This window comes from Lysinibacillus sp. IITD104, assembly GCF_036698265.2.
In the GTDB taxonomy this organism is placed as follows: Bacteria; Bacillota; Bacilli; order Bacillales_A; family Planococcaceae; genus Lysinibacillus; species Lysinibacillus boronitolerans.
The window spans coordinates 355,192-379,645 of record NZ_JBAHYH020000001.1 but is presented as its reverse complement, the minus strand read 5'-3'; the positions used below and the strand labels follow the sequence as shown (position 1 = coordinate 379,645).

The 24,454-nt window shown below is 36.3% G+C and carries 31 protein-coding genes and 1 pseudogene; 14 read left to right on the top strand and 18 right to left on the bottom strand.

Annotated elements, in window-relative coordinates; translation table 11 throughout:
* The first annotated feature begins 42 nt into the window (after nucleotides 1-42).
* On the top strand, nucleotides 43-837 hold the full coding sequence (locus V1L66_RS01970) for a sulfite exporter TauE/SafE family protein (RefSeq protein ID WP_333004683.1): 795 nt from the start codon (nucleotides 43-45) through the stop codon (nucleotides 835-837).
* Here V1L66_RS01970 and V1L66_RS01965 read toward each other — a convergent pair.
* Nucleotides 834-1,199 carry a nuclear transport factor 2 family protein gene (locus V1L66_RS01965; protein ID WP_333004682.1) on the bottom strand — a complete coding sequence of 122 codons (366 nt, stop codon included), beginning with the start codon at nucleotides 1,197-1,199 and terminating at the stop codon, nucleotides 834-836. The two genes, V1L66_RS01970 and V1L66_RS01965, sit on opposite strands and share 4 nt — an antisense overlap.
* A 136-nt stretch (nucleotides 1,200-1,335) precedes the next feature.
* On the opposite strand from V1L66_RS01965, the gene V1L66_RS01960 reads away from it, so the two are divergent.
* A complete protein-coding gene (locus V1L66_RS01960) occupies nucleotides 1,336-1,821 on the top strand; it encodes an SRPBCC family protein (protein ID WP_036079563.1) in 486 nt (161 codons plus the stop codon).
* 47 nt (nucleotides 1,822-1,868) lie between these two features.
* Here the strand turns inward: V1L66_RS01960 and V1L66_RS01955 are convergent, their stop codons facing one another.
* The 3 genes from V1L66_RS01955 to V1L66_RS01945 form a co-directional block, all read right to left on the bottom strand.
* The gene (locus V1L66_RS01955) at nucleotides 1,869-2,630 is read right to left on the bottom strand and encodes a hypothetical protein (protein ID WP_312123903.1); all 762 of its coding nucleotides are present in this window, start codon (nucleotides 2,628-2,630) and stop codon (nucleotides 1,869-1,871) included.
* Nucleotides 2,631-2,703: 73 nt separating this feature from the next.
* Nucleotides 2,704-4,335, bottom strand: a complete 1,632-nt coding sequence (gene abc-f / locus V1L66_RS01950) for a ribosomal protection-like ABC-F family protein (RefSeq protein WP_333004680.1) — start codon at nucleotides 4,333-4,335, stop codon at nucleotides 2,704-2,706.
* A 328-nt stretch (nucleotides 4,336-4,663) separates the two neighbouring features.
* Nucleotides 4,664-5,026 carry a hypothetical protein gene (locus tag V1L66_RS01945; RefSeq protein WP_081977513.1) on the bottom strand — a complete coding sequence of 121 codons (363 nt, stop codon included), beginning with the start codon at nucleotides 5,024-5,026 and terminating at the stop codon, nucleotides 4,664-4,666.
* A 132-nt stretch (nucleotides 5,027-5,158) separates the two neighbouring features.
* Between V1L66_RS01945 and V1L66_RS01940 the strand changes: the two genes are divergently transcribed.
* The 3 genes from V1L66_RS01940 (at nucleotide 5,159) to V1L66_RS01930 (ending at nucleotide 7,417) form a co-directional block, all read left to right on the top strand.
* A complete protein-coding gene (locus V1L66_RS01940) occupies nucleotides 5,159-6,016 on the top strand; it encodes an endo alpha-1,4 polygalactosaminidase (protein WP_333004679.1) in 858 nt (285 codons plus the stop codon).
* 104 nt (nucleotides 6,017-6,120) lie between these two features.
* On the top strand, nucleotides 6,121-6,603 hold the full coding sequence (locus tag V1L66_RS01935; RefSeq protein WP_333004678.1) for a DUF2243 domain-containing protein: 483 nt from the start codon (nucleotides 6,121-6,123) through the stop codon (nucleotides 6,601-6,603).
* 13 nt (nucleotides 6,604-6,616) lie between these two features.
* Nucleotides 6,617-7,417, top strand: coding sequence for a cytochrome c oxidase assembly protein (locus V1L66_RS01930; protein WP_333004677.1), 801 nt, complete (start codon nucleotides 6,617-6,619; stop codon nucleotides 7,415-7,417).
* A gap of 14 nt (nucleotides 7,418-7,431) precedes the next feature.
* On the opposite strand, the gene V1L66_RS01925 is transcribed toward V1L66_RS01930, so the two are convergent.
* Together V1L66_RS01925 and V1L66_RS01920 are read right to left on the bottom strand one after the other, a co-directional pair.
* A complete protein-coding gene (locus V1L66_RS01925; RefSeq protein WP_333004676.1) occupies nucleotides 7,432-7,941 on the bottom strand; it encodes a DNA-deoxyinosine glycosylase in 510 nt (169 codons plus the stop codon).
* Between the two features lie 18 nt (nucleotides 7,942-7,959).
* On the bottom strand, nucleotides 7,960-8,754 hold the full coding sequence (locus tag V1L66_RS01920; RefSeq protein WP_333004675.1) for a DUF2268 domain-containing putative Zn-dependent protease: 795 nt from the start codon (nucleotides 8,752-8,754) through the stop codon (nucleotides 7,960-7,962).
* A gap of 105 nt (nucleotides 8,755-8,859) precedes the next feature.
* Between V1L66_RS01920 and V1L66_RS01915 the strand changes: the two genes are divergently transcribed.
* Nucleotides 8,860-9,120 carry a hypothetical protein gene (locus tag V1L66_RS01915; RefSeq protein WP_036079579.1) on the top strand — a complete coding sequence of 87 codons (261 nt, stop codon included), beginning with the start codon at nucleotides 8,860-8,862 and terminating at the stop codon, nucleotides 9,118-9,120.
* Between the two features lie 64 nt (nucleotides 9,121-9,184).
* Here V1L66_RS01915 and V1L66_RS01910 read toward each other — a convergent pair whose 3' ends face one another.
* Nucleotides 9,185-9,919, bottom strand: coding sequence for a polysaccharide deacetylase family protein (locus V1L66_RS01910; RefSeq protein WP_333004673.1), 735 nt, complete (start codon nucleotides 9,917-9,919; stop codon nucleotides 9,185-9,187).
* Between the two features lie 270 nt (nucleotides 9,920-10,189).
* Here V1L66_RS01910 and V1L66_RS01905 point away from each other — a divergent pair, with 270 nt between their 5' ends.
* From V1L66_RS01905 to V1L66_RS01885, 5 genes are all read left to right on the top strand, one after another.
* Nucleotides 10,190-10,312, top strand: a complete 123-nt coding sequence (locus V1L66_RS01905) for a hypothetical protein (protein WP_016993110.1) — start codon at nucleotides 10,190-10,192, stop codon at nucleotides 10,310-10,312.
* A gap of 195 nt (nucleotides 10,313-10,507) precedes the next feature.
* A complete protein-coding gene (locus tag V1L66_RS01900; protein WP_333004672.1) occupies nucleotides 10,508-10,810 on the top strand; it encodes a DUF1805 domain-containing protein in 303 nt (100 codons plus the stop codon).
* Between the two features lie 108 nt (nucleotides 10,811-10,918).
* Nucleotides 10,919-11,545: a DUF2238 domain-containing protein gene (locus tag V1L66_RS01895; protein ID WP_333004671.1), complete on the top strand. Its 627-nt coding sequence runs from the start codon at nucleotides 10,919-10,921 to the stop codon at nucleotides 11,543-11,545.
* A gap of 47 nt (nucleotides 11,546-11,592) precedes the next feature.
* The gene (locus V1L66_RS01890; RefSeq protein WP_333004670.1) at nucleotides 11,593-11,760 is read left to right on the top strand and encodes a hypothetical protein; all 168 of its coding nucleotides are present in this window, start codon (nucleotides 11,593-11,595) and stop codon (nucleotides 11,758-11,760) included.
* The gene (locus V1L66_RS01885; RefSeq protein WP_333004669.1) at nucleotides 11,757-12,236 is read left to right on the top strand and encodes an SIMPL domain-containing protein; all 480 of its coding nucleotides are present in this window, start codon (nucleotides 11,757-11,759) and stop codon (nucleotides 12,234-12,236) included. Before V1L66_RS01890 ends, V1L66_RS01885 begins: the two co-directional genes overlap by 4 nt.
* Before the next feature lie 42 nt (nucleotides 12,237-12,278).
* On the opposite strand, the pseudogene V1L66_RS01880 reads toward V1L66_RS01885, so the two are convergent.
* The 3 genes and pseudogenes from V1L66_RS01880 to V1L66_RS01870 all read right to left on the bottom strand — a co-directional run bounded on the left by V1L66_RS01880 (nucleotide 12,279) and on the right by V1L66_RS01870 (nucleotide 14,303).
* A pseudogene (locus tag V1L66_RS01880) lies at nucleotides 12,279-12,687 on the bottom strand (uridine kinase).
* 61 nt (nucleotides 12,688-12,748) lie between these two features.
* A complete protein-coding gene (locus tag V1L66_RS01875; protein WP_333004668.1) occupies nucleotides 12,749-13,300 on the bottom strand; it encodes a histidine phosphatase family protein in 552 nt (183 codons plus the stop codon).
* An 85-nt stretch (nucleotides 13,301-13,385) separates the two neighbouring features.
* Nucleotides 13,386-14,303: a DMT family transporter gene (locus V1L66_RS01870; protein WP_258858878.1), complete on the bottom strand. Its 918-nt coding sequence runs from the start codon at nucleotides 14,301-14,303 to the stop codon at nucleotides 13,386-13,388.
* A 118-nt stretch (nucleotides 14,304-14,421) separates the two neighbouring features.
* Between V1L66_RS01870 and V1L66_RS01865 the strand changes: the two genes are divergently transcribed.
* Entirely contained in the window at nucleotides 14,422-15,759 is a 1,338-nt protein-coding gene (locus tag V1L66_RS01865; protein ID WP_103118948.1) for a PLP-dependent aminotransferase family protein, read from the top strand.
* Nucleotides 15,760-15,833: 74 nt separating this feature from the next.
* Nucleotides 15,834-16,076 carry a hypothetical protein gene (locus V1L66_RS01860; RefSeq protein WP_004231701.1) on the top strand — a complete coding sequence of 81 codons (243 nt, stop codon included), beginning with the start codon at nucleotides 15,834-15,836 and terminating at the stop codon, nucleotides 16,074-16,076.
* A 48-nt stretch (nucleotides 16,077-16,124) separates the two neighbouring features.
* Here the strand turns inward: V1L66_RS01860 and V1L66_RS01855 are convergent, their stop codons facing one another.
* From V1L66_RS01855 to V1L66_RS01820, 8 genes are all read right to left on the bottom strand, one after another.
* A complete protein-coding gene (locus V1L66_RS01855) occupies nucleotides 16,125-16,283 on the bottom strand; it encodes a DUF1540 domain-containing protein (RefSeq protein WP_004231699.1) in 159 nt (52 codons plus the stop codon).
* 96 nt (nucleotides 16,284-16,379) lie between these two features.
* Complete coding sequence (locus tag V1L66_RS01850) at nucleotides 16,380-17,264, bottom strand: AraC family transcriptional regulator (RefSeq protein WP_333004656.1); 885 nt, start codon at nucleotides 17,262-17,264, stop codon at nucleotides 16,380-16,382.
* Between the two features lie 69 nt (nucleotides 17,265-17,333).
* On the bottom strand, nucleotides 17,334-18,590 hold the full coding sequence (locus tag V1L66_RS01845) for an erythromycin esterase family protein (protein ID WP_409072209.1): 1,257 nt from the start codon (nucleotides 18,588-18,590) through the stop codon (nucleotides 17,334-17,336).
* 18 nt (nucleotides 18,591-18,608) lie between these two features.
* Entirely contained in the window at nucleotides 18,609-19,346 is a 738-nt protein-coding gene (locus V1L66_RS01840) for an ABC transporter permease (RefSeq protein ID WP_048394044.1), read from the bottom strand.
* Nucleotides 19,346-20,056 (bottom strand): ABC transporter permease, encoded by a 711-nt coding sequence (locus V1L66_RS01835; protein ID WP_333004652.1) that lies wholly within the window; start codon nucleotides 20,054-20,056, stop codon nucleotides 19,346-19,348. The genes V1L66_RS01840 and V1L66_RS01835 overlap by 1 nt, the downstream gene beginning before the upstream one ends.
* A complete protein-coding gene (locus tag V1L66_RS01830) occupies nucleotides 20,053-20,964 on the bottom strand; it encodes an ABC transporter ATP-binding protein (RefSeq protein WP_333004651.1) in 912 nt (303 codons plus the stop codon). The genes V1L66_RS01835 and V1L66_RS01830 overlap by 4 nt, the downstream gene beginning before the upstream one ends.
* 111 nt (nucleotides 20,965-21,075) lie before the next feature.
* Nucleotides 21,076-22,449 (bottom strand): sensor histidine kinase KdpD, encoded by a 1,374-nt coding sequence (locus V1L66_RS01825; protein WP_054549679.1) that lies wholly within the window; start codon nucleotides 22,447-22,449, stop codon nucleotides 21,076-21,078.
* Nucleotides 22,446-23,114 (bottom strand): response regulator transcription factor, encoded by a 669-nt coding sequence (locus V1L66_RS01820; RefSeq protein ID WP_333004650.1) that lies wholly within the window; start codon nucleotides 23,112-23,114, stop codon nucleotides 22,446-22,448. The genes V1L66_RS01825 and V1L66_RS01820 overlap by 4 nt, the downstream gene beginning before the upstream one ends.
* 425 nt (nucleotides 23,115-23,539) lie before the next feature.
* On the opposite strand from V1L66_RS01820, the gene V1L66_RS01815 reads away from it, so the two are divergent.
* Nucleotides 23,540-24,418, top strand: coding sequence for a LysR family transcriptional regulator (locus V1L66_RS01815; RefSeq protein ID WP_054549680.1), 879 nt, complete (start codon nucleotides 23,540-23,542; stop codon nucleotides 24,416-24,418).
* Nucleotides 24,419-24,454 lie beyond the last annotated feature (36 nt).

Genomic DNA, 24,454 nt, shown 5'->3' with positions numbered 1-24,454 from the left:
ACACCATTTACCCTAAAGCTAATAAAAGAAAGGGAGAAGTTTATGAATAAAATGATCATGCTGTTATTATTTGTACTACTTAGCTTAGTTGGACTTTTCTATACAAACATTTCTTTAACACTCATATGTATCGGAATGGTAGCTGCTTTTATTGGTACACTTGCGGGAGGTGGTGGACTAATTACACTTCCTGCCATGATGCTTGTCGGTATCCCTATTCAAACAAGTATTGCCACAAACAAATTTTCGACAGGCATTTCGTCTTTATCCAGTATTTTTTATCTACTCTATCAGAAGGAGCTACATCTCACATCTATCATCAAATATATAGCTCTTGCTATTGTTGGGGGGATTTGCGGCTCACTTTTAGCGGTTTCGCTGTCTGAGCAAACTATGAACTATATGGCCTGTGTACTACTTCTTTTGGCTTTAGTAGTAACTTTAAAAAATAAGGCGTGGACGGAAGTTCCTGATTCGCTAGAACATCAAGCACCTCATTTTTGGCAACCGTTTTTCATCGCCATGTATGATGGTGGTTTCGGCCCTGGCTCTTCGACATTTAGCATCTTACATTATCTACGTTCTCATCACCCTTACATAAAGTCTGTACAGCTCACTCGAGTACTCCTCTTTGGTAGCTGTACAGGGGCATTTGTTGTGTTTAATCATTCTGGCTTTATTCAATGGCACTATGCGATTGCTTTGGCACTTGGCTCTATTATAGGCTCCCAATTAGGTCTCATAGTGCTTCCGTACATTCCATTAAGGTTAGCCAAAATACTGCTAACATTGATTATTACATTGTTGCTTGTTCAAATTATATGGAAAATAATTTAAAGACCACTACTCAAGTGCTCATGAATTATCTTCCATTCACCATTAATTAGTGTAAAAATATTAGTCGCTCTACCGCTACCTGATACAAACTTTCCGTTATGATAGCCTTCATAATGATATGTATAGAGACAGGTAGCCGTCTTTTCATCAACGGTTAACCATTTTACATCAGTGGCTGAATAAACCTCTTCTTTAATAACATTCCATGCATGCTTGAAATAAGCCTCAATCTCCTCTGTCGTTGTGCATGTTTTATCAGAGAACCAATAAATTGCTTGTGGATGCAAAATACCCTTTACTTGATTAAAATCATGGGTATTTGTTGCTTGAATATAATGTACCAATGCTTGTTGATGTGTCATCTTTACCCCTCCTTTTTTAACAATTTTATCCTAAAATTGACTTCTTAGAAATGATAATTGTTGCATGACCTTCTGCTTGGACAGCTACTGAAGAACATCTATAATGAAGTCAAAACTATAAAGACGGAGGATGTCTATGCTAGCTACTATTGAAAAACAATCCAATCACCATATTGCTACATTCAAACGACCATTACCACATTTAAAAAATGCCGTTTGGGCCGCCATGACTAACAATGAAAACCTACAAAAATGGATGAGTAATTTAGAAATCATTGAGCTACGTAAGAACGGGAAAATACATTTTAATATGAATGATGGAACAGGTAATTTTGAGGAAATAACCATTACAGATTATGCCGAGAAAGAAGTACTGGCATTTGATTGGGGAACGGATACGGTGAGATTTGAACTATCTTCTACTAACAAGGGTTCTTTATTGGTATTAGTGGAGACACTTCAAGAGCTGACAGAGCATACACCGAAGGATTTAGCAGGATGGCATATTTGCCTTGATATGTTAACAGATTTACTAAATGGCGTAGAACATCAACATTTCCCCATGGATGAATGGCAGCAACGATTCAGTGAATACAAAAAAATGCTAAGTACTGTGAAATAAAATAAGACAAAAAATCCTAGAGCATTATTACTCTAGGATTTCTAAAATTAATAAAAAGCTGTGGCTATTGCTAGTGCTTTTAAAGGATCTTTGATTGAATCGAGTGTGTAAACAAGCTTTTCATCCTGCCACACAATTAAATTACCTGATTGATAGACATCTAGCTGAGCCATGCCATATTGCCTTGGGATAGGCAGCATGTGGTTTTCTAAATACGTTACTGCCTGCTTAGCCAGTTTAACACCTGCATCAGGATTATCAGTTCGTGTATGAGTGGCAATTGCCCATCGCCCTTCATTCCAACCAGTCCATAATGATCCGGCACCTGCATCTTGATAACCTTTTATATTGTAACCAAGATCAACCTCTTGCCCACCATTTTGATTAAAATTATCAAACGCTATCTGTGTGCTTGCACCTTCCGCACTTTTATATTTCTTGACCAGCAATCTTCCAATAACAGTCCCTGATTTTTTTAAACGAATATCATTAATTGACATGTTCTCTTTGCTCTCATAAAAGATAACTTCAACCTGGTCGCCCTGTGTCCTTGTTGTAGCTGTTAAAAATGAACCCTCTCCAATAGGTAACGTTGATGGCATTTTTAATGGAACATCAAAATGAATCTGCTCCTTTATTTGTTGAAGAGCTTCAGTTTGTGCTTGAACTGTATCACTTTTATCATTATTTGATTGTGTTACAGATGTATTAATTTTATTGTCATGCTCTGGTACATTCTTATCCCGTTCAGCACAAGCACTTATGCTACAAATGCTTAACAATAAAAAGAGATATACTACCTTTTTCATCATGTAAACCCCCATGTAAGAAATGCCCTCTCTCCATATTTTCCCCTTGAAAAGGTTAACTTAAACGTTTCCGCTATCGAAGCTCATTGATGCGCTTCGTCAGTTCATTAAACTTCTGGTCAAGCATTGCGTAGTCCTTATCTTTTGCTGTTAGAAAGCTCAATTTGCCTAAGATCTCTTGCCTTTCCGTTTCAAGCTTTAAACGGATAGCCGCTGTATCATCCACTTTATTCGGTGCGACTTCTGTCCACTTTTTTTTGATGTGCTGATCGTGAAGCTCCCAAACACTATTCGTGACTTTTTCTAGAAAATATCGATCATGTGAGACGACAAGCAATGTTCCATTATATTGGGAAAGAGTGTGCTCTAACTGCTCACGAGAGGGTAAGTCAAGATGATTTGTCGGCTCATCTAAAATTAGTACATTTTTATCCTCTAAAATATAAGCCATCAGCTTACACTTTACGCGTTCTCCCATACTCATTTTGCCTATGGGAGATGTCCAATGTGTCAGTGTAAACCCTAAATTCTTCATCAAGTTGCGAACTTTACCACGTTCTTCAAATGTCTCCTGATAAAAGTATTGCTCTGGTGTTTGATCAAGTGGTAAATCAAATACTTCCTGTGTCAAATAACCAATGTTTGCAGCAGGTGATAGCCATACTTCACCCTCAGCTTCTAGCTTGCCTAAAAGTATTTTCAAAAAGCTTGTTTTCCCACTACCATTCTTCCCTGTAATAGCTATCTTATCTCCAAATTGAGCTGTAATATTAACATCGTTAAATAATGTGCGTTTATCAAATTTTAAAGATAAATGCTTGATTTCAAGTAAGCGCTTGCCAACTCGTTGATTCGTGCCTAAAGAAAAACGAATCTCTGCTTCTGGCTTCACCGCTTCCACGCTTGCCTTCGAAAGTTCAGCTTCTAATCGCTTTTTCTTAGATTTTACCTGCGAGTCTAAGCGCTTTGCTTTCACACGATGGTACTCCTTAAAGCCTTCCAGTTTTGTTGATTGAGCGTGGCCTTTTTGTGACCAAGACGTCAGTTCCGACATTTGAGCCTCAATCCGTTCAATATTTTTTTGTTGCTTCTCATAGGCTCGTTGTTGTGTTAATCTTCGGTGCTCCCTATCAGCCATATAGCTTGTATAATTGCCATCATGTTCAATAAGACTCTTATCCTCAATAGACCAGATTTTTGTGGCCACCTTATCTAAAAAATAGCGATCATGCGACACCACGATGATCGTTCCCTCATAGTTGTGTACTTGTCTGATAAGAAATGCGGTACTTTGTTCATCTAAATGATTCGTTGGTTCATCAAGTAATAAAATTTGAGCATTCTGGGAAAAACCTTCTGCAAGACGCATTTTCAGCTTTTCGCCCCCACTTAACGCTGCAAATGACACATTTGGTACCTGCCACTTAGCCAGCAGATCAGCTTCTCTTGCGGATACCTCTTGTTTGTCAAAATGAGCTAGCTCCTGTTCAACAAATGTAATTTTTAAAGCCTGTGCTCCCTGAATTGCTCCCATAGTTGGTGATAATGTACCTTGAATCAATTGTAATAATGTCGATTTCCCAGCCCCATTCCTCCCTATGATGCCGATGACTTCGCCTTGTTTTACTGTGCCTGTCACATGCTCAAATAGCAATGTGTCCTTTATTTCATAACGTACATCCTGTAATTTTAAAAGTTCCTTCATCCTATCCATCCTCTCCAGTTGGAGGGACAAAAAAATCCCTCCAATTCATTTGGAAGGATTAGTCGCTACAATATCATACACAAATAAGCTCCAAGATTATTATGAAAACAATCTTTGGAGTAGCTAAATATCAGCAGCTGTTTGCGAATATAAAGCATTTATTATGAAAAATGGGCAGACTAATCCTATTTTTGTTGTTCGTGAAATATAAAATTTCTTTTACAAAAATTAAGATTAGTTATTCATTAGCCACCCATCTTCCCTTCATTTATCGTTATCGCCATTGTAGCATCATTTTTTTGAAAATAAAACTCCCTACCTTGAGCGTCTATCTAAAACATTCGTAAGAGCGAATTTGATTTCTTGAAATGGTACGGAAATACCAGCCATATCTTCGGCTCCATCGGAAACCAGCAATGATTTCCCTTCCTATAGCTGTAGGGAAAAACCAAAAACTTCTACCACTATTCAGCCAAATATACGTATTTCTAAACAAACAGGAACGTATACCACTTGATCCTACTCGCCAAGCGGTAATCGGTGGCGAAAAACCTGGTGGTGTGCTCATTGGCATTTGTCCTGCTGGAGTGGATCCGAAAGGAGTTGGCCCAAATGGCGTTGTTTCAAAATCATTATAATCTCCCCAACCAGGTCTTCTAAAATTATCTTCTCTAAATGGATTATTAGACACACAAACCCTCCTTTTACATTATTCAATATATGTAAAAGGGCGATTCACCGTTGAGCCATTGCCCATTTACCAAAGGTAACCTAGTTCCTATTATTGTATAATGGAAGGAAAATCGTTCAAAAAGGAGTACTTATGAAAAAATTATTGATACTCTTATTAGCCCTGCTTATCGCAGGTAGTATGTGGATGCTGCTTGATAAAAATTCAGTCTATTCTTCCATAAATATCCAAACAAAGCTTGCTGATGTGAAAGATTACACATACTACTTAGATAAAGGCAATGATGCCATTGGTAAGAGCATGACGAAATTAGATTTAGTGATTGTAGAACCTATTGAAATGCAGCAAAAGTATATCGTCAATGCTCAAAAAAGCGGTACTTTAGTGTACGGCTATATTAATGCGATGGAGGCAGACAAATGGAATACAGCACTCTATCATCAATTGAAACAAGAAGATTTTTATCGAGATAAACAGGGTGAAAGAATGTATTTTGCCGAATGGGATTCTTTTTTAATGAATTTGACTTCTACGCACTATCAAGACATTTTGCTAGCAGAAATAGAGAAGCAAATAGTTCAGAAAGGCTTAGATGGCGTGTTTTTAGATACGGTCGGTAATATCAATTCTTATTTACCTGAAGATGAACAAAAAAGGCAAAATGAAGCCATGTTATCTTTTATCCAACAAATTAAAAAACGTCATCCCGATTTATCTGTTGCTCAAAATTGGGGATTTCAAACACTTGCTGATTATACAGCGCCATATGTTGACTTTATTATGTGGGAGGATTTTTCTTATCCTGTGGTAGGAAAAGATGAATGGTCACTCGATATGATGCAAAAGCTTGTCCACATACGCAATAAATTTGGTACACAGGTGATGGCAATTGGTTTTGAAGAAGAATTAAAAAGCCGTGCTTTAGCGGAGAAGTATCATTTCAAATTCTTTTATAGCCCTGCTGGCTCTTACTATAATAGCTGGCAATAATCCTTACCTCCCCCTAACAAACGACTGTTTTGGAGGATGTTTGTTTAAGAGCTCTTCTCAGGGGTAGACTAAAGGAAAATCAGCTTGAGGTGATAGGATTGGATATGACAAATACGTATGAAAAGCAAAAACCTAAGCACGAAAACCGCTTTCAATATAAGAAGCAGAACATGTGGACTGGGATCTTATTTGGGCTTGGGGTTGTGGCATTTATAGATGAGGTAATTTTTCACCAATTATTACACTGGCATCATTTCTATGATAAGTCTACAGCTGCTGTTGGACTAGTTTCAGATGGATTATTTCATGCATTCAGCTTTTTTGCTACGATTGGATCTGCTTTTTTATTGGCTGACCTACATAGAAAACATGGGTTTTGGCTAAAAAGATGGCTAGGCGGTATTTTTCTGGGAGCAGGCACATTCCAGCTTTACGATGGAATCATACAGCATAAATTCATGAAACTTCACCAAATTCGTTACAACGTTGAAATACTCCCCTATGATATCGTTTGGAACATATTTGCGGCGCTATTAATTATTATCGGTATGGTCTTACTGCTCCAAACAAATCAAAAAGGACGATAGGAGGTGGCGCATCTTGCATTCTCATGAAGCTCATGCTCAAAACCTTCCCATCATGGTTCAGCTACTTCTGGCTTTGCCATTTTTTATAGCTCTTATATTGTATATCCTCGCTGTTATTATTTCGAATCAACATAAAAAACAATGGCCTCATTTTCGTACTATCTGTTGGATAATTGGGAGTGCCTGTGCTCTCATCACATTAATCGGCCCATTGGCTACTCTTAGTCATATCCATTTTGACGCACATATGATAGGGCATTTATTACTTGGCATGCTTGCCCCATTACTTATGGCATTAGCAGCTCCCATGACACTACTGTTAAGAACCTTACCAGTAAACAAAGCTCGTGTTCTTTCTCGGCTATTGAAAAATCCATATGTTCGTTTTATTCGTCATCCAATTATTGCTTCTATTCTAAATGTAGGCGGCCTATGGTTACTCTATACAACCTCACTTTTCAATTTGATGCATGAACATATACTACTGTATGTATTCATTCATCTTCACATTTTTCTAGCGGGTTATCTATTTACTATTGCCTTTATTTATTTTGATCCTACTCCACACTCATATTCTTATGTCTTTCGATCTCTTACATTAGTAGCAGCATTAGCAGCTCATGCAATATTAGCAAAATTTATTTATGCAAATCCGCCTCATCATGTACCAGCCACAGAGGCCGAACTAGGTGCTAAGATCATGTACTACGGTGGTGATGCTATTGAAATCCTTCTTGTGTATATTCTCTTTTATCAATGGTTTAAAAGTACAAGGAATACTATTCACTCCAAGACAGCTACTTCATCACGCTAATCTCGCTCTGTTGATTAGGATAAATAGGATTGGATAATCCGCCAGTCCTTTAGCTTTTCAGTGAACGTTTTGATATTTTTCCCTGGTATTGGACTTGTTGATGGCATTTTTTTATAGGCTCGTCCATCAAGAAGCTCTAAGCCAATATGCTTTTTAAAAACCTCAAATGCTTTCGCTCCATTAAAAAGCACTAATTGGATATTAGGGTATTGTTCAAAAAGGGTTTGAAAATCATTGGGCTTTTCATTGCGTATCGCTGCATCTAAACTTCCTTCGCGTTCACAAGTTGCAATCGTGTCCCAAAGACCGATTGCATTGTTTTTTAATAAGGCTATTCTCTCTGTATATTCATTTGGAATCGCTATCTCTAACAACTCACCAATAATGGGCCAAAAGTGATTGCGTGGATTGCCATAGTATTGCTGCTTCTCTAACGATTGTCTTCCTGGCATTGATCCAACAATGAGCACCTTTGTTGCTGAGTCTACAATTGGTAATAATATATTTTTTAATTCATTGGACACAACAATCACTCCTTTTCTCTATTGTAGCGGAAAATTCGAACCAGCAAGTAAATCTTGGCTTGAAATGAACAAGGGATGTTGGCATGAATTGTTCATTTTATACGACTGTACAATTTTGTAGCCTATACAATAGCCTATCCATTGCGGAAGGTCCCCCCCATATAGAAATGGATGATGCTGTTCGATTCCTTGAAGTTGTAACTGTGGTAAAAAATGATGCCCCCATAAAGCTAAAAGCTCTTTATCTGAGTAGGATTGTAACCAAGGAGCAATCCATTTTTCCCCGTATAAATCTTTCACTGCATCTTCTGCTAAGCCTTCTAAAATGAGAGAATCCAATAAAGTCATCTCATCTAAAGTTTTTTTTAAGATGTGTATACGACAAACATGGTTATATTCATGAGCAAATAACGCTTGGAGCTCCTGCTTTTGTAAATCGCCCACAAATAAAAAAAGCGAATGAGGATAAGCGACACCATTTTTATTGGTTATCGTTTGCTGCTGAGTAATCGGGAAAATATATATTGGTATTGAGGGTCCATTCCATTTCCGCTGTAAGTATAGGAACTCCTGCTGTACACAATCCCATACTTTTTGCTTCTTTAATTTTTCAACATCGACTTCCTCATGTGGTAAAAAAAGACCTTGTTGCTGTAATGTATAGTGAATTTCTTCTGGAAGCCCATCTCGAAATAGTTTGACTAATCGATTGCAAAGAATCGAGCATTGTAAGCTTGTTAGCTCATCCTTTCTAGTGAACTTTCTAGCATTTACAAATTCATTTAACCACTTATCTGTTGACACAACAGCCATATTATCACCTCTTCACAGCATATGTCTTGAATAGACAATCGGCTAGTGATAAATGCATCAAATCGCATATATTAGCTTGTAATGACATTGAAAGGAGGGAAATGTGTGAATCCAGCTGATGCTTATAGTCTTTGCTGTAAATATCATGGTAAACGTGTTCGAATCTCGGATTCATCTGGTAAAGTACATGTAGGAGAAATCACAAGGGTAGATAGAAGACAGGTATGGATTCTACCTGATAGAAGATATAGTGGTTATGGTTTAGGATTTTGGGGATTTGGAGGCTATAGAAGAGAAGGTTTTGGCTATGGAATTGCTTTAGGAACAATTTTAGGTATTGCGCTAGCTCCAATTATTTTCTTCTAATTCAATCCTTTTATTTAAATGAAAAAGAAGCCATTTCAAACTTTGTTGAGATGACTTCTTTTCATTATTGAACTTGCTCATGTTGCTGTTTGCTTTCAATCAGCTCGGATATTGTAACAAATGTGTAGCCTTGCTTTTTTAATGCAGGTAGTATTTCTTCTAGTGCTTGAATTGTTTGTGTACGGTTCCCGCCACCATCATGAAATAAAATAACATCTCCAGGCTTTGTTCCCTTCATTACCTTTTGCACAATTTTCCTTACACCAGGCTCTTTCCAGTCTTGCGTATCCTGATGCCAGGACCACATTACTACCTTATAGCCGTCCTTAACAGCAGCATTAATCATAGCATCCGTGTAATTTCCACCAACGGGACGGAATAAAACTGGGGAAAAACCAGTAATACTATAAATCGTGTCATTTGTCTGTTGAAGCTCCTCTTGCAATTTTTTGATGGAAACTTTAAATGGATGTGTATACGTATGATTTGCTAATTCATGGCCTTCTGTATAAGAACGTAAAACAAGCTCTGGATATTTTTCTGCATTTTTTCCAATAATAAAAAAGGTGGCTTTTGCATCATATTTTGCTAATAAATCTAGCACATCAGCTGTGTATTTAGGATGTGGACCATCATCAAAGGTGAGTGCAACAATTTTATCCTCTGTTTTGATATCCCAAACAACTTCACCTGTCTCCTCATAATAAGGACGACCTCTATCTGCGTAGCCTTCCTGCACTAAAAATCCCGAGATGATTAAAAAGAAAACCATAAAAATGAATACGTAATTACGTGTCATAGCATCACCTCCCAAGTCCGAAATCACAGAACTCCGTCAACTTACTATTTACGAATTGCCATGAAATATACTTGAGAAGGATTGACTGTTTTCTCCTTTTCATTATTTCAAAAAAATTTTAAACGTTATTTATAATTTTGAACAATATGTGAAAAAAATTGAATTGCACTTTATTTTTTTCATTATTGATGTAAAATAAAATCATCATTGATATATAACAGTTTAAATAATATTTAAATGTTATGTAACACAACAAAGGGGATCACATATATGTGGGTTATTACAGTATTTGAAGAAAACACTTATCGCATGTTTGAGTATAGTTCTAAAAATGAGGCAACAATTGCATTAAACAAATTTAAGCAAACAGCTTTGCTTTCTTATACAAGATAAAGAATAAAAGGAATCTATTCATCAGAGTAGATTCCTTTTTGGTTAAATAAAGTGCTTCCCATGCTTTTACTAATCCTCCTATTCACTTTATACATCTAGCAACAGGTTTAGTTAAATTGTTTATGAATTTTTTCATGAATGTCGAACACCTTGCTAGTCATCACCATATGTATATAGAGAAAAGGAGTGATTTCAATGGTGACAATTGAGCCTATTATGATTAAAGGGCATTTCTTCACCTCAGTAGTTGTTCAATTACCTAAAACAACATTACTGACCATTTCTAATGATACAGGCTACATTATGTGTGGTGCTTTAGATGTTGGTCTATTAAATAGTCGCTTAGTTGATCGAAAAATTATTGCTGGTCGTGCAGTAGGCGTGAAAACGATTGATGAGCTATTAACAGCTCCATTAGAATCCGTAACATATGAAGCAGAACAGCTTGGTATTACTGAAGGAATGACGGGTGTAGAGGCGCTTTTAAAAATGATCTAATTGGCTAAAAAAAGCGTCAACTAGACGCTTTTCTTTTTTGTTTGCTAACCTAATTTGAATAAGCAATTTCCCCATTTCCCATACTGTGGGACAAAGGGAGTTGTTAATATGAATAGTAGGCAACATGTTAAAATACACGCCACCTTACTTATTATTGTTTTAATTGTTTTCATCTGGTCCGTTATAAAGCCTTCCTCCTATTTAGATTGGCTAGCTGAGGTTAGTCCTGGAATTGTGGCAATAACAGTCGTTGTTTGCATTTATCATAAATTCCGCTTCACCACATTTTCTTATTTTATCATCGCTCTATTGTCGATTCTGACATTTATAGGTGGACATTATACCTATTCGGAAGTCCCTCTTTTTAATTGGATAAAAGAAGAATTTCATTTACAACGTAATCACTATGATCGCTTTGGTCATTTTTTAAAAGGTTTATTAGCCATCGTAATAAGGGAAATACTAATCAGGAAAACACCACTTGCAAAAGGAGCTTGGCTTACAGGTATTACAATCAGTATTTTGCTCGCAATCGCTGCTTTTTATGAAATCATTGAATGGTTAAGTACAAGAATCTCGAAGGGTAGTAAAGGAGCAAAGGATTTCTTAGGCATGCAGGGAGATCGATGGGATGCACAATGGGACATGTTTTTAGCCTTACTGGGAGCTATTTTAACTTTACTTCTATTCACAAAGCTCCATGACAAATTTTTAAAAAGAATAAACAAATCATAAATATTTTTGCATAGCATGATTATATAACCTATGAAAGGTGGTATTAGATGTACTATGCACAGGTCAATCAACTAACACATCATCCGTCACGTACTATGATTGTAATCGGCAATGGACAGATAATGGCTACACCTAGCTCTGTACAATTACAAATTGAAGTCCAAACACAGGGCACCATGTACAAGGTCCTCAACAGGAAAATGCGGCAATCATGAATGAAGTTATGCAATCACTTATTGCACTTGGTATTCCAAGAGAACAAATTCAAACTGCTAATTATACAATCACACCACAATATAATTTCGAAGATGGTAAACAAATTTTTAATGGCTATGAAGTAGTCAACGCCATTTCCGTCAACGTTTCGGATACCAATGATTTGGGCTTAATCATTGATACCGCTGTAGAAAATGGGGCAAATCGAATAACCAATATTCAGTTAAAAATGGACCATACCGATGCTTACTATCAGCAAGCATTAAGTTTAGCACTACAGAATGCTCAATTGAAGGCGAAAACCATTGCAGAAACTATGCACCTGCCTTTGCAGCCACTCCCTGTAGAGATTGTGGAAGAACAGGCTAACACACCGATCCTTTATCGCTCTATGACTGTATCCTCGGGAATTACGCCTATAGAACAGGGACAAATTGCTATTGATGCTACTGTTCGTGTAAAATTTCAATACTAAAGTTAAGAGCCTTCTGCTAGTCAAAATGCAGAAGGCCCTCGTTTATTTTACAAGTGTATTTTTTTCAATAAGGATTTCATCATCCTGTGTTTTAATAACCATATCAAAATGCTGGCAATGTGGATGCATAAATAATTCATATTGAATACGTCGCTCATCATGTGACTGCTTCAAATAATTGATATCTATTCCTCTCTCAATCACATCTCGACCCGATCTTCTTATAAATTCTGTTTTACCATCTGTATAAAAATAAAGTTTCAAATCAAATAGATTAGGATTGATAAATGCTACGCACATCCCTTCTACTATTGTAATTTTCTTTTTTGAAGAAATAAGTGTGCTTAGCAAACGTTGTTTTTCCAGCAGCTCCATGACCAGAAATGCCAATCACAATCCTTTTATCCGCCTTCATCACCCAATTTAAGATGTCTTTTAAAATAGTCTCCATTGTACTCTCCTTATTAGAAAAGGTATGGTAAGCAGCCACTCCCTCCATACCACCTTATTATTCACTTATGCTGAGAACTCCATATTCTTTCTATCATTACTTCGTTATGCTTAGGACTTAATAGATAAACATCTGGGTTGCTTAAATTCTTCCAACAGTGAAAATCAAAAGTCATATCATAATACTTCAACAGTAATGAGATGATATTGCCATGACTCACGATTAATGTATTATCAACATCCCTAGCAAATGCGTCTTTTACAACGTCTACAATTCGATTCATTGCCTCATTACTGGATTCTCCACCTTCATATTTTAAATCCATATCAACAAATGTCGCCTGTAATTTTTCATACCAATCTGGAAGATCTCTAGTACTTAAACGGCGCTCCGAAAGACGTTCATCAATTTCAATCGTCATACTTTCTCTAATACTTAAAGGTTCAATTGATTGTATTGCCCGTAAAAAAGGGCTAGATAGAATTCGATTAATTTTTATGCCCTTGAAAAAATCAGCTAAACTTTCTGCTTGCTCAATTCCCTTCTGAGTTAAGGGTGCATCTAGTGATTGTCCTTGTGCTAGACAATGTCTAATAACATATATCTTCCCCATAAAAACCTCCTAATATAGAAAGTCATTTATAAACGATTATTATACCCCGTTTACTAAATAGCTCCGATTTAAATGTTCCTATTCATTATCTCACTTGTTCTACATTTTTCCGCCCAAAATAATTCGTCCCTATCACACCAATAATAATCATGATGCCACCAATAAGATGATATAGATGGAAATCTTCCTGTAAAAATAAGACCCCTGTCAAAATAGTAATAAGTGTTGCAAAATTGCTAAAGACACTCATTTTAGATGCTTCCAATTTAGATAAAGCATAATTAGATAAATAGGATGTACCAAGTGAAGATAGTATACCTAAATATAAAATAGCGAAGACAAAATGAGCATGTGTTAATGGCTTAAAAAATTCATTGAGTGTTCCATTCATCATATGACTTCCAAGAGCCATTCCATTAAAAATAACAAATCCACACAATGTCATGACATATGTTAATGCTAGTAAAGAATATTTCTTGGTAAGCCCTCTAGCAAAAATATTATAAAGTGATGTCGCAATCGCTGATAGTAAAATAAATCCACTTCCTATGACATTTCCTGTAGTAGTATTTGCTCCATTCATCATTAACAGATAGATGACACCAAGTACGGACAAACTTACAGATACAAGTTGACCCCGAGTAGCTTTTTCCTTTAACAATAAACCTGCCAATGCTAATGTAAAAATAGGAATTGTCGCTTGAATAATTCCCGCCTCTGATGAGGAAATTTTAGCAAGTCCAAGCACTTGAAACGTAAAAAAAGCAATTGGATACAAGATGGCTAACGGTAATATTTTTAGTAGGTCCTGCATGTTCATTATTAGCTTATTTTTTGTCATTACCATGATTATAACAATACCGATGAATGCAAAAGTAAAACGATGTGCAAGTATATCAATAGGACTTGCTACAGTCAACGTAACTTTCACAAACATAAATGAGAGCCCAATGACAAATGCATAAATTATTGCTGCTATATAGGCATTTCTATTTTCTGACATAGGATCGTACTCCTTCTTTAAACATTCCGGCCGGTATAGTTATCGTATAAAATAGAGAACTTATTGACGATATAAAAAAAACACATCTGTACCGATACAGATGTGCTGGAGGTTATGTATGCTTAAATACGAATGGATTTATTCTCAGCTCCTGACTCAGATCCAAACAGGCTCACTTCAAGCAGGGGCAAAACTCCCCTCGATTCGCCAGTTATCACAGCAATTTTCCTGTAGTAAGAGTACGATTTTAGCATCTTTAAAAAAACTGGAGGATCAGCATCTTATCTATTCAATGCTTAAAAGTGGCTACTATGTTGTTGATCATCAACTGCCCATCCAACCAAAAATGAAAAATTACATAGATTTTGCTACATCTTCGCCCAATTGGCATGCATTCCCTTATCAAGATTTTCAGCATTGTATTAATAAGGCCATCGACACATACCAAGCAGATTTATTTAGATATGGGACACCAAAAGGCCTACCGTCATTAATAGCGGAAGCAAAAAAACTATTAACAAGCTATCAACTGTTTACAAAGGAAGAAAATATTTTCATTACTTCAGGTGTCCAACAATCTCTATCCTTGCTAAGTATAATGCCCTTTCCAAATGGTCGCTCAACGATCTTAGTGGAACAACCTAGCTATCATTTGTATATGGATTATTTAAAAACCTATGAACTTCCGGCAATGGGCATCAAAAGAACAACGGATGGCATTGATTTAGATGAACTAGAAAACATTTTTAGTAAACACGACATAAAGTTTTTTTATACGATGCCACGTCTGCACAACCCTCTAGGAACTTCCTATAGTAAAAAAGAAAAGGATTCAATACGAAAACTTGCCTATAAATATAATGTGTATATAGTTGAAGATGATTATTTAGCGGATTTTGAGCAAAATACAAAAATAGATCCCCTATTTACGGAGGATACACAGGATCGGGTTATTTATTTAAAAAGCTTTTCTAAAATTATGTTTCCTGGCTTACGTATCGGACTTGCCGTATTACCAAATGTTTTGATTAATACCTTTCAACAGTATAAAAATACCACTGATATTGATAGCTCCATGATCTCCCAAGCTGCATTAGAGCTCTACTTGAAAAGTGGTATGTTTGAACGTTATCAGAAGAAAGTCAGTGAAGCTTATGCAAGCCGAGCAAATCAACTTCAACAATCTATAGCAACTCATCTGGCAGACTATCAATCCTCTAAGGAAATCTGTATGCATAGCCATATCATTCTACCGAGACAGGTGAATACTTCTAAGATTATTGATCATTTGGCACAACAAAATATTTTGTTAGATCCTATTAAACGCAATTATTTAGATGCATTTTATCGGGAACGTATTATCAAACTAAATGTATCGAATATAGACGAATCCAAGATTGATGTTGGCATAAGGGAAATTGCGCTAGCCCTTCATAACATGAGCAATTATTTCTAAAGCACATTATTCATGAAACCTTATTGTAGCTCATATAATTAGACATCATAAATTGGTTCAATAAGGAGGATTCAATGCAATCTGAGAAATTGCGACTAAGGAAGATTCAACGTCTTGCATATGAAATTATGGATGAGATGCACAAAGAAAAGCATCGCACAGAGATGCACAAATTAATTCCGATTATTGATAACTTGTCGCGGGCAATTGGGGATTTAACAGATTCTGTTGGTAAATACTCACTGGATTATGTAGAAGAAAAAGTAAAAAATGCCCATGCTCTTTTATTTAACAAAGAAAAGGTAGATATTTATTAATAAAGACAGGGAAAAAGGGTAACCATATACATGGCTACCCTTTTGGCATTAATGCGTTTCAGGTTCGAATGTTTTACAGTCTGTTTCCTCACTGTTGGAAGCATGTTGTCCCTTTTGGCTGACAACATAAATTTTTTCAGCTGTGCATTTGTTACCAGAATCCCAAAATGTGCAGTTATTGACTTCACAAAGAATTTCTTGTGCCATCGTCTCACACCTCCTCCTTGTTATCTTTAACAAATTAGAGGTAATCAATACGTTATTCAAAAAAGTCATCTCGCACTTTTGTCAGTGCTGTCTGATTCACTCCATACTGAAGTCTAGATTAGTAGGATGATTTGATAAATGTTCCTGCGTAAGCATATTTGTTGGGGGTACCTTGTTGTCAACTTCTTCAAAACGGAAGCCATCTGCCCAGACTTTACCCGAACCAATTAGTAACACACCAAAATAAATGGAATTACCTTCTTCAGGTACGTCTAAGACAATAGAATAATGATTCCATTCAGTAGAACCTGTCACAGGGCGTTGATCCATATTATCAAATTGAATCGTATCTCCTGTACCATTGTCAATACGCATCCATGCACCACACTTTGTTGCATCTGCCGTCTTTAAGTAGCATGACATTTTCAAGCGTTTCCCTTTATAGTCAGCTGCCTGAAAACCCTGCATCATTGTAGCAAATTGACCATGATTTGCTGAGGCAGTTGTGGAATACAATACTCCTGAACGCTTCCCTGAATGAAATACCTTGTCATCTGTATGAAACTTATACAATTCTGGATTAGCACCACTCAACACCCAACCTTTAACCTGTTCAACTGTTTCCATGTAATGTTCCTCCTCCATCATATTTAATGATTGCATTACTTTTCGATACTTCCCTGGTGGTAAAGCATAAACTTCTTTAAAGGCTCTTGTAAAAGCCTCTTGTGATTGAAACTGAAGTGTAACAGCAATCGTTAATATCGATACATTAGAGTACATCAAATAACTCGCTGCCATAGCTAGCCGACGTATACGAATATATTCACCAATCGTAATTCCCGTTTCTTGCTTAAAAATTCGGCTTAGATGGTACTTCGAATAGCCAGCAGTATTAGGAAGACATTCAAAAGAAATTTCCTCCATCAATTGCTCCTCGATATAGGCAATAGTTCTTTGTGTCGCTTGACTATACTCCATGTTACTCACCTCATCTTTATCATAATGGAGAAGGAAACAGATTTTTTGATGGAGGTTGCTAAATTTAGCTTAATCAATTATTTTTGTTGGTGTTGCTTCTTGCACAACGATGAGACCATCATAAGCTTCCTTAGGTGTCATTTTAATGGTGTACAGCATTTGTGTCAGCTTATACCACGGACGAAAATCATCGCCGATATTGCCCATTCTTTGCTTTTTGGAAAGAATATTCGCCAGCTCCTTCGATTGTTTGGCAGCTTCAAAATCCACATAAAAGATGTTATTATCAATGTCACTAAAGGCATCCACTAAAGCATTGTGATGCTTAATCGTATATTCCTTTCGTGCTCCAGACCCATTTTGTGCCTGGAATGTATTTTTCACAAAGTCTGTGCCAATCGCAAAATATTGATCTTTATATATCTCACTTAAATAATGCCCCATCGATTGATAGCCTGCCATCGTAGCAGAAGTTTTCTCAATATGACCATTATGAGCAGACATTAATACTTTATCATGACCTTGTGTTGCTTCATATTCAACAATCCATTGTAAATTTTCAGCTAAATATTCGTCCCGTAAATTCATATAATTACCATCATTTAAAAATAATTGCGTACGCTGCTTCATAATTTGCGCATATTGAACAGCAAATGCGAATTCATCCTTTGAAGATTTTTTCTCATACATCGCTTTGTTTGATTGTAAATCGTTGATTATTGTATCAATCGTTTTATCAAGCTCAAGTAGCTGACTATCCGATAAATCTCTCATCGTTTTGTTGGAAACATGCTCTAGCTTAGTCGTGAATTTTCGTGCATTGTCAGCATGTACCTTGGCGTAAAAATCAAGTAACCCCTTTTTGCTGTAATCATAGCGTTGCATATCATTTCCATAAAAATAAATTTTCTCTTGATCATCAACTGTCTGATTATAGTCATGCATCCACTGCACAAACTCTACCATTTGTTCAGTTTTGTAGATGCCATAGTCTAACGCTTTTATAGCTTCCTCCGCCGTTCCGACACCGTTTTCGATAAATTGATTTATCTGTTGGGCCCCACCAAAATCTCCTTCTAAAACGAAAACATGGACATTTTCATTTTTTATCATCGCTTCAAATACATCTTTTTTTAATGTTTGAAATTCGATATTGCCATGTGTTGCTTCCCCAAAACCAATAATTTTTACATCATCAGGAATGTTGATATCTTTAATTTCATTCGTATATTGTGCGGCATCTTTTACTGCCTCTCTCTGTCCACATCCTACTAAAGCTACTAATAGCATCGATGCAGTTAAAAAACGTAAGCTACGTTTCAGCATTCTCATTCTCCTTTTAGCTTAAATAGATTTTCGCTGGAAATAGTAATATCCTCCGAGGAAAAATACGATGAATCCGCCACCTACTACGGTTAACAATTGCTCCCACGGTACAAAGAATACATCGTCTGTATTGCCCCCTATATACATCATCGAAAAGGGTTGTGCCCAAGGATAATACGGACCAATTCTTTCAGAATTCACTGCTAAAATTGATGGTAAAGTAAATATGACATTAACAGCAAATGGAGCAGCAAAGCTTTTAAACATAATGGACATCCACAATTGCAAGGCTACTAATGGCAGTGTCGCTACCCAGCCTCCTACTATGCTTTTCCAAACAATCTCCATAGGAAAAGAATCTGTATAGCCTTTTACCATCCCAACAGCAAAGACCGAGCCTAAATACAATATCTGCATTGCTAAAACAAGCAGCATAATCAATATGTATTTAGCTACAAATACTTTCCCTCTTGTTACTGGTAATGCTAAAAGTTGCTTCCATCCACCAGACTGATGTTCATACCTACAAATAAGACTGGTAAAAACACCAGAAATAAGAGGTAAAAATAATAGAGCATATGTTAAATTCATCGAAAATAACGATATATACCACTCATTGATTTCAATCCCCTGCATGTTGTCCTCTAAATTAGCGGATAGTCCTATAAAAAGTCCAATCATGGGTCCTGCTAAAATAATTGGTACCATTTTTGATTTACGTAACTTAAACCACTCAGCTTGAAGTAAAGCAATCATTATTTCACGTCCCTTCTTGCAAAATCAATCATGCCGATAATATAGAGTAAGATACCAATTCCTACGCCTAATAAGACATTGATCATCGGCTCATTCCATTGGTTCATCAATGATGGCCATTTCCATATCATCCAATCTGGAAGAACATAGGAAGAATAGGCAAAAATCACCCCAAAAATGCCTACAGTTATAGGAATCCCTTGATTATGACTTACACTCGCTATCCACAATTGAAGTGCCAAGATAGGTAATGCTGCAAAAGCAGGGAAATAACTATATTTGGCTAGCTCCATGTAAGGTACCGTGTCACCTAATTCTAAAAACAGCCCGTAGCTCAGCGTAAAAAACATTAATAACGTTGAGGCGAAGAATAGTAAGATAGCTAACAACGTAAATTTAGACAAATACACGGTTAATTTCGAAACAGGTAATGCAATGAGCTGCTTCCAAGCATTGGTCTCATTTTCAATGCTTGCTATGAATGACGTAAGAATGGCAATACCCAAGACTATGGCAAGCGGTGTAAATGAATGCACATTTAATAAGAAATAGCCCCAATCATCCTCACTTTGCTGTAAGAGATAATCCTTTCTTACTCCATAATTGACCATTTGCAGAGCAACCACCCCTAAAGGGCCAATAAGCGTTAGAAGCCATAATCCTTTACGTTTGATTTTTAAGAAGTCAGCAGTTAATAGCTTTCCCATCATATCCCCTGTTCTCCCATCGTCATTTGGAGGAATATATCCTCCAATGAACGTTTCTCTTCCTCGACTCGGAATACCGATATACCCTCCTGAACAAGAACTTGGACAATATGAGCAACCTTTTCATCCGAGCACTCTTCTAAGAAAATCACACCACCCTGATAATCTGCCTTAATACCATTTGCTAATAAGAAGCGCCTTCCTTTTTCACCATTGTTTACTTTAAAGGTAACCTTTGGTTGGGCAAATCGACGCATAGCCTCAATAGAATCTTGGAAAATTAATTTCCCTTTCGAAACAATCCCAACTTGTGTTGCCATTTGATCAATCTCTGATAATAAATGGCTGGAGATTATAATGGTCATGCCATATTCCTCTGGTAATCTTTTAATTAAATTACGAATCTCTATAATGCCTGAAGGATCTAGGCCATTCGTTGGTTCATCTAAAATAAGTAATTCAGGACTATGTAGTAAAGAAGCAGCAATACCAAGACGTTGCTTCATTCCTAAAGAGAAACCTTTGACCTTTTTATGGGCAGCTTCCTTCAAACGGACAATTTCCAAAACTTCATCGATTCGAGTTTTCGGTACACCTAGTATTTTTCTTAGTGCCTCTAGATTCTCATATGCTGTTAAATGTGGATAATAAGAAGGGTTTTCCACCAACGAACCAATCTTAGCTAAAATTTGGATACGTTCCTTCGTAATGTTCTTTTCAAAGACTTTAATTGTTCCAGAAGATGGCTTCATTAAACCTAGAAGCATTCGAATTGTAGTCGTTTTACCTGCCCCATTCGGACCTAAAAATCCATATATTTCACCTTTGCGTATTTGCAAGTTCAAATTTGATACAGCTTGCTCTTTTCCAAAGCTTTTTGATAAGTTTTGTGTTTGTACGATATATTCCAATGTCCTCACCTCTTTAACTATCTTAAAAAGGGAAGTTTAAAAAAAGGTATGGGCTAAGTTTAAATTTTGTTTAAAAAATCATTTCTATCATAAAAAAAATCTGCGAAGCATTTATTTCTCAAGCTTCGCAGATTTTTTTATGATAATTTTAGTACCAGAGTGATCGGAATGGATATCCCATTCAAGATGCATGCCCTTTATCATGACATCAACAATTGACAAGCCGATTCCGGCTCCCTTTGCATTCGACTCATTTTTCATCCCTTGACCATGATCCTCAACAATAAATGCTGTATAACACGCCGTCGATTCGGTTTTCACACTTATATATTTACCACTATTCGCGTGGCGCAGTACGTTTTGGAAAATATTATCAAATACTCTCCCTAACCATAATGGATCAACACGCCATTCAACAGGTTCAAATGACTGTAGCTCAATATCGATTGTAAAACCTTCTCGCTCGAAAACTGGATACCATGTCGTTAGATGTTCCCTTACAAATCGGATAACATTGATGTCTTTCGGTTCAAATTTATATTTACTTGCCATAAGCAATGTGTAGGACATCAAATTTTCAATTAAAGCATCAATATTCACTATGGATGTGTCCATAGCCTTTAATGCCTGCTTCCCTTCCTCAGATAACGCTTCTTTGCTAATTGTATAGGATTGAGCTCTTACCTTCGTTAAAGGTGTCCGTAAATCATGTGATAAATTAGCAATCAGTTCACGTCTTAGCTGTTCTTCCTTCTGTTGACGTTGTTTACTGTCTCGCAGTTCACAAACCATTCTGTTAAAACTATGCTCCAATTGCCCAATCTCATCTCGTTTTTTCACCTGAATTTCAATAGGTAGACCATCTACATCACGTATTTCCATAGCCTCTTGCAGATGTAATAGTCTTTTTCGAATTCCCTTGAAAAATAGAAGCGAAACTACAATAAAAAATAAAATAACTGCAATAACACCAAAAAATAAAAAGTTACCATAGTTATCATAGACCTTTATAAGTGGAGGATTAAATGCTACCCTTGGAATCTCTAATACAATAAAGCCATTTGATATATCATCACCTAAGAAGGCAATAACAGTAAATGGATCATCTCCATAACGTTCTTTTATAAATTGAGTTGTATAGGCTGGTGTCCACTTTGCTGGTAACTGATCCTTCACATTCCAAGTAGTCAGTAAGTTCCCCTCTTCACTTACCCAAAACATAGAAGCCGTAGGAAATTGCTCTTGCCACTTTTGAAATAACTGCGTAATCGCATCATCTGTTGCATTGGTCATATTTTTAGCCTGTGCATGCCATTGCTCTTCAATATCACTTTCTACAAGTACTCCACTTGAAAAATCTCCTGTCCCTGTCTTTGTAATGCCTAATACGAAAATAGCAACACCCAGATAGGAGATTTGCACAATAGATATGGCTAATATAATAATGAGCATATATTTCGCTAATAATGATCGAAAAAATTTCATTGTTTCACCCTATAGCCAATGCCTCTGATTGTTTCAATAATCATAGGCTTTGCAGGATTGATTTCTATTTTTTCTCTTAAGTAACGAATATGCACCATGAGTGTTTTATCACCTTCTATATAGCTCTCACCCCAAACACCCTCATAGAGTTGTTCCTTCGTTAAAATTTGATTTAAATGACGAATAAAATACTGTAATAAATAAAATTGTTTTCCTGTCAAAAGAATTTCTTCTTCATCAATCGTATTGATTATTTGCATATCTTTCGTATAAATTTTAAGGTGCTGCACTGTCAGTACATCATCACTTTTTTGATATCTTCTTAATAATACTTCCAGTCTTGCTACGAGCTCATCAGGGTGAAATGGCTTTGTTAGGTAATCATCAGCAAAATGCAGCCCTTCAATTTTATCTTCAACAGCTGTTCGTGCTGATAACATTAGAATTGGTAGGTCTTTATTTTCCCGTTTAATTCTTTTACCTATGGAGAAACCGTCCAATCCAGGTAGCATCACATCCAATATAGCAATATCTTTTGAGTTAATATGTTGCTCAAGCCCCTCCCCTGATTCCAGCCATGTCACGTCATAACCTCGTTCAGTTAATTCCTTGCTTACCCATTGTCCGATTTCTTTTTCATCTTCTATGTACAATATACGAATCAATGTTCATCCTCCTTGATACATTTAACTAAAATTAGAAATTTATAATTTCCATACATGGTTATTATAGGGGAACTGTTATTTATTTTCTTAGGAAATTCAAAAACGTTGATTTATTGAAAAAAGCAACTAATAAAAGTTGCTCTTTTAATAGTATACGTTGCTACTTTATCAACTGCTTCAAATTCATTTAGAAAGGTGTAGGGAATCGGTATTACAAGGCAAGCCCCAAAGCATGCAAGAATCATATACTCCTAAGTTGAATTATTTTTTCATCGACGTTGCTCGCTTCACATTTAGGTGCTTGAAAAAAGAAACTTTACTTCTTTTTTCTTTGATAAATATGCTAACATGGCCCTAACTATATTAAAAATATTAGAGAAATATAATTTACTTAGGTTTTACCTATAATAGAGGGGTGTTTATGTTTGGATATAAGACAACTACGCTATTTTATAGCAATTGTGGAGGAAAAAAAGATTTCTGCTGCGGCTGAAAGGTTACATATTTCTCAACCACCGTTAAGTCAGCATTTAAAAACGATGGAGGAAGAACTCGGTTCAAAGTTGGTAGAAAGGAGCGGCAAGTATTTTGAAGTAACTGAAGCGGGAAAGACATTATACAAATATGCGTTGCAGGTTGCACAATTAATGGAAGAGGCAGAAGCAGAGGTTAAGGATATTGGATTAGGCCTTCATGGTCGATTGACATTGGGCATTAATACATTTTCAGTAATTGAGCTACCTCAATTACTACAACAATTTCAACAATATTATCCAAAGGTGACTTATAAAATTCAACAAAACGAATCTTCTTATCTATGTAAATTAGTAAGAGACCGTATTGTAGAACTTGCCATCATTCGCTTACCTTTAGAATTAGATGATTTCTCTGTTCTTCATATGTACACTGAACCATTTTACTTTATACAATCCAAAAAATTCGACTTCTTAGAACACGATGTATCTTTAGTTGACATACAAAATTGGCCAATCCTTTTACCAAGCACTGAAGGCTTAGGCGTACATTATTCGATATTAGAAGCATTTTCTCGCTTCCAGTTGCAGTCCCACATTGTTGGAGAATGCTCAGATACGGCACTGTTAATGAACTTGATTGCTGCTGGCTTTAGCTCCTCTATCGTACCTGAAACTATTTTAAAGCAATATGGAGATTTACCACTTCATACATACAAAATTCCATCAGCAGAATTATCCACCTCAGTAGGACTCGTATGGCTGAAGAATCATTATTTATCTAAAGCCGCTCAAAACTTTGTGGATTTAATGAGGAAGTATTATTGTTAACGATTAATAAAAAAGAGAACAAATTAGAAACGTTAG

Coding starts and splice junctions, on each gene's coding strand:
- V1L66_RS01970 (WP_333004683.1), top strand. CDS start 43: ATGAATAAAATGATCATGCTGTTATTATTTGTACTACTTAGCTTAGTT.
- V1L66_RS01965 (WP_333004682.1), bottom strand. CDS start 1,199: ATGACACATCAACAAGCATTGGTACATTATATTCAAGCAACAAATACC.
- V1L66_RS01960 (WP_036079563.1), top strand. CDS start 1,336: ATGCTAGCTACTATTGAAAAACAATCCAATCACCATATTGCTACATTC.
- V1L66_RS01955 (WP_312123903.1), bottom strand. CDS start 2,630: ATGAAAAAGGTAGTATATCTCTTTTTATTGTTAAGCATTTGTAGCATA.
- abc-f (WP_333004680.1), bottom strand. CDS start 4,335: ATGAAGGAACTTTTAAAATTACAGGATGTACGTTATGAAATAAAGGAC.
- V1L66_RS01940 (WP_333004679.1), top strand. CDS start 5,159: ATGAAAAAATTATTGATACTCTTATTAGCCCTGCTTATCGCAGGTAGT.
- V1L66_RS01935 (WP_333004678.1), top strand. CDS start 6,121: ATGACAAATACGTATGAAAAGCAAAAACCTAAGCACGAAAACCGCTTT.
- V1L66_RS01920 (WP_333004675.1), bottom strand. CDS start 8,754: ATGGCTGTTGTGTCAACAGATAAGTGGTTAAATGAATTTGTAAATGCT.
- V1L66_RS01910 (WP_333004673.1), bottom strand. CDS start 9,919: ATGACACGTAATTACGTATTCATTTTTATGGTTTTCTTTTTAATCATC.
- V1L66_RS01905 (WP_016993110.1), top strand. CDS start 10,190: ATGTGGGTTATTACAGTATTTGAAGAAAACACTTATCGCATGTTTGAG.
- V1L66_RS01900 (WP_333004672.1), top strand. CDS start 10,508: ATGGTGACAATTGAGCCTATTATGATTAAAGGGCATTTCTTCACCTCA.
- V1L66_RS01895 (WP_333004671.1), top strand. CDS start 10,919: ATGAATAGTAGGCAACATGTTAAAATACACGCCACCTTACTTATTATT.
- V1L66_RS01890 (WP_333004670.1), top strand. CDS start 11,593: ATGTACTATGCACAGGTCAATCAACTAACACATCATCCGTCACGTACT.
- V1L66_RS01885 (WP_333004669.1), top strand. CDS start 11,757: ATGAATGAAGTTATGCAATCACTTATTGCACTTGGTATTCCAAGAGAA.
- V1L66_RS01875 (WP_333004668.1), bottom strand. CDS start 13,300: ATGGGGAAGATATATGTTATTAGACATTGTCTAGCACAAGGACAATCA.
- V1L66_RS01870 (WP_258858878.1), bottom strand. CDS start 14,303: ATGTCAGAAAATAGAAATGCCTATATAGCAGCAATAATTTATGCATTT.
- V1L66_RS01865 (WP_103118948.1), top strand. CDS start 14,422: ATGCTTAAATACGAATGGATTTATTCTCAGCTCCTGACTCAGATCCAA.
- V1L66_RS01860 (WP_004231701.1), top strand. CDS start 15,834: ATGCAATCTGAGAAATTGCGACTAAGGAAGATTCAACGTCTTGCATAT.
- V1L66_RS01855 (WP_004231699.1), bottom strand. CDS start 16,283: ATGGCACAAGAAATTCTTTGTGAAGTCAATAACTGCACATTTTGGGAT.
- V1L66_RS01850 (WP_333004656.1), bottom strand. CDS start 17,264: ATGGAGTATAGTCAAGCGACACAAAGAACTATTGCCTATATCGAGGAG.
- V1L66_RS01845 (WP_409072209.1), bottom strand. CDS start 18,590: ATGCTGAAACGTAGCTTACGTTTTTTAACTGCATCGATGCTATTAGTA.
- V1L66_RS01840 (WP_048394044.1), bottom strand. CDS start 19,346: ATGATTGCTTTACTTCAAGCTGAGTGGTTTAAGTTACGTAAATCAAAA.
- V1L66_RS01835 (WP_333004652.1), bottom strand. CDS start 20,056: ATGATGGGAAAGCTATTAACTGCTGACTTCTTAAAAATCAAACGTAAA.
- V1L66_RS01825 (WP_054549679.1), bottom strand. CDS start 22,449: ATGAAATTTTTTCGATCATTATTAGCGAAATATATGCTCATTATTATA.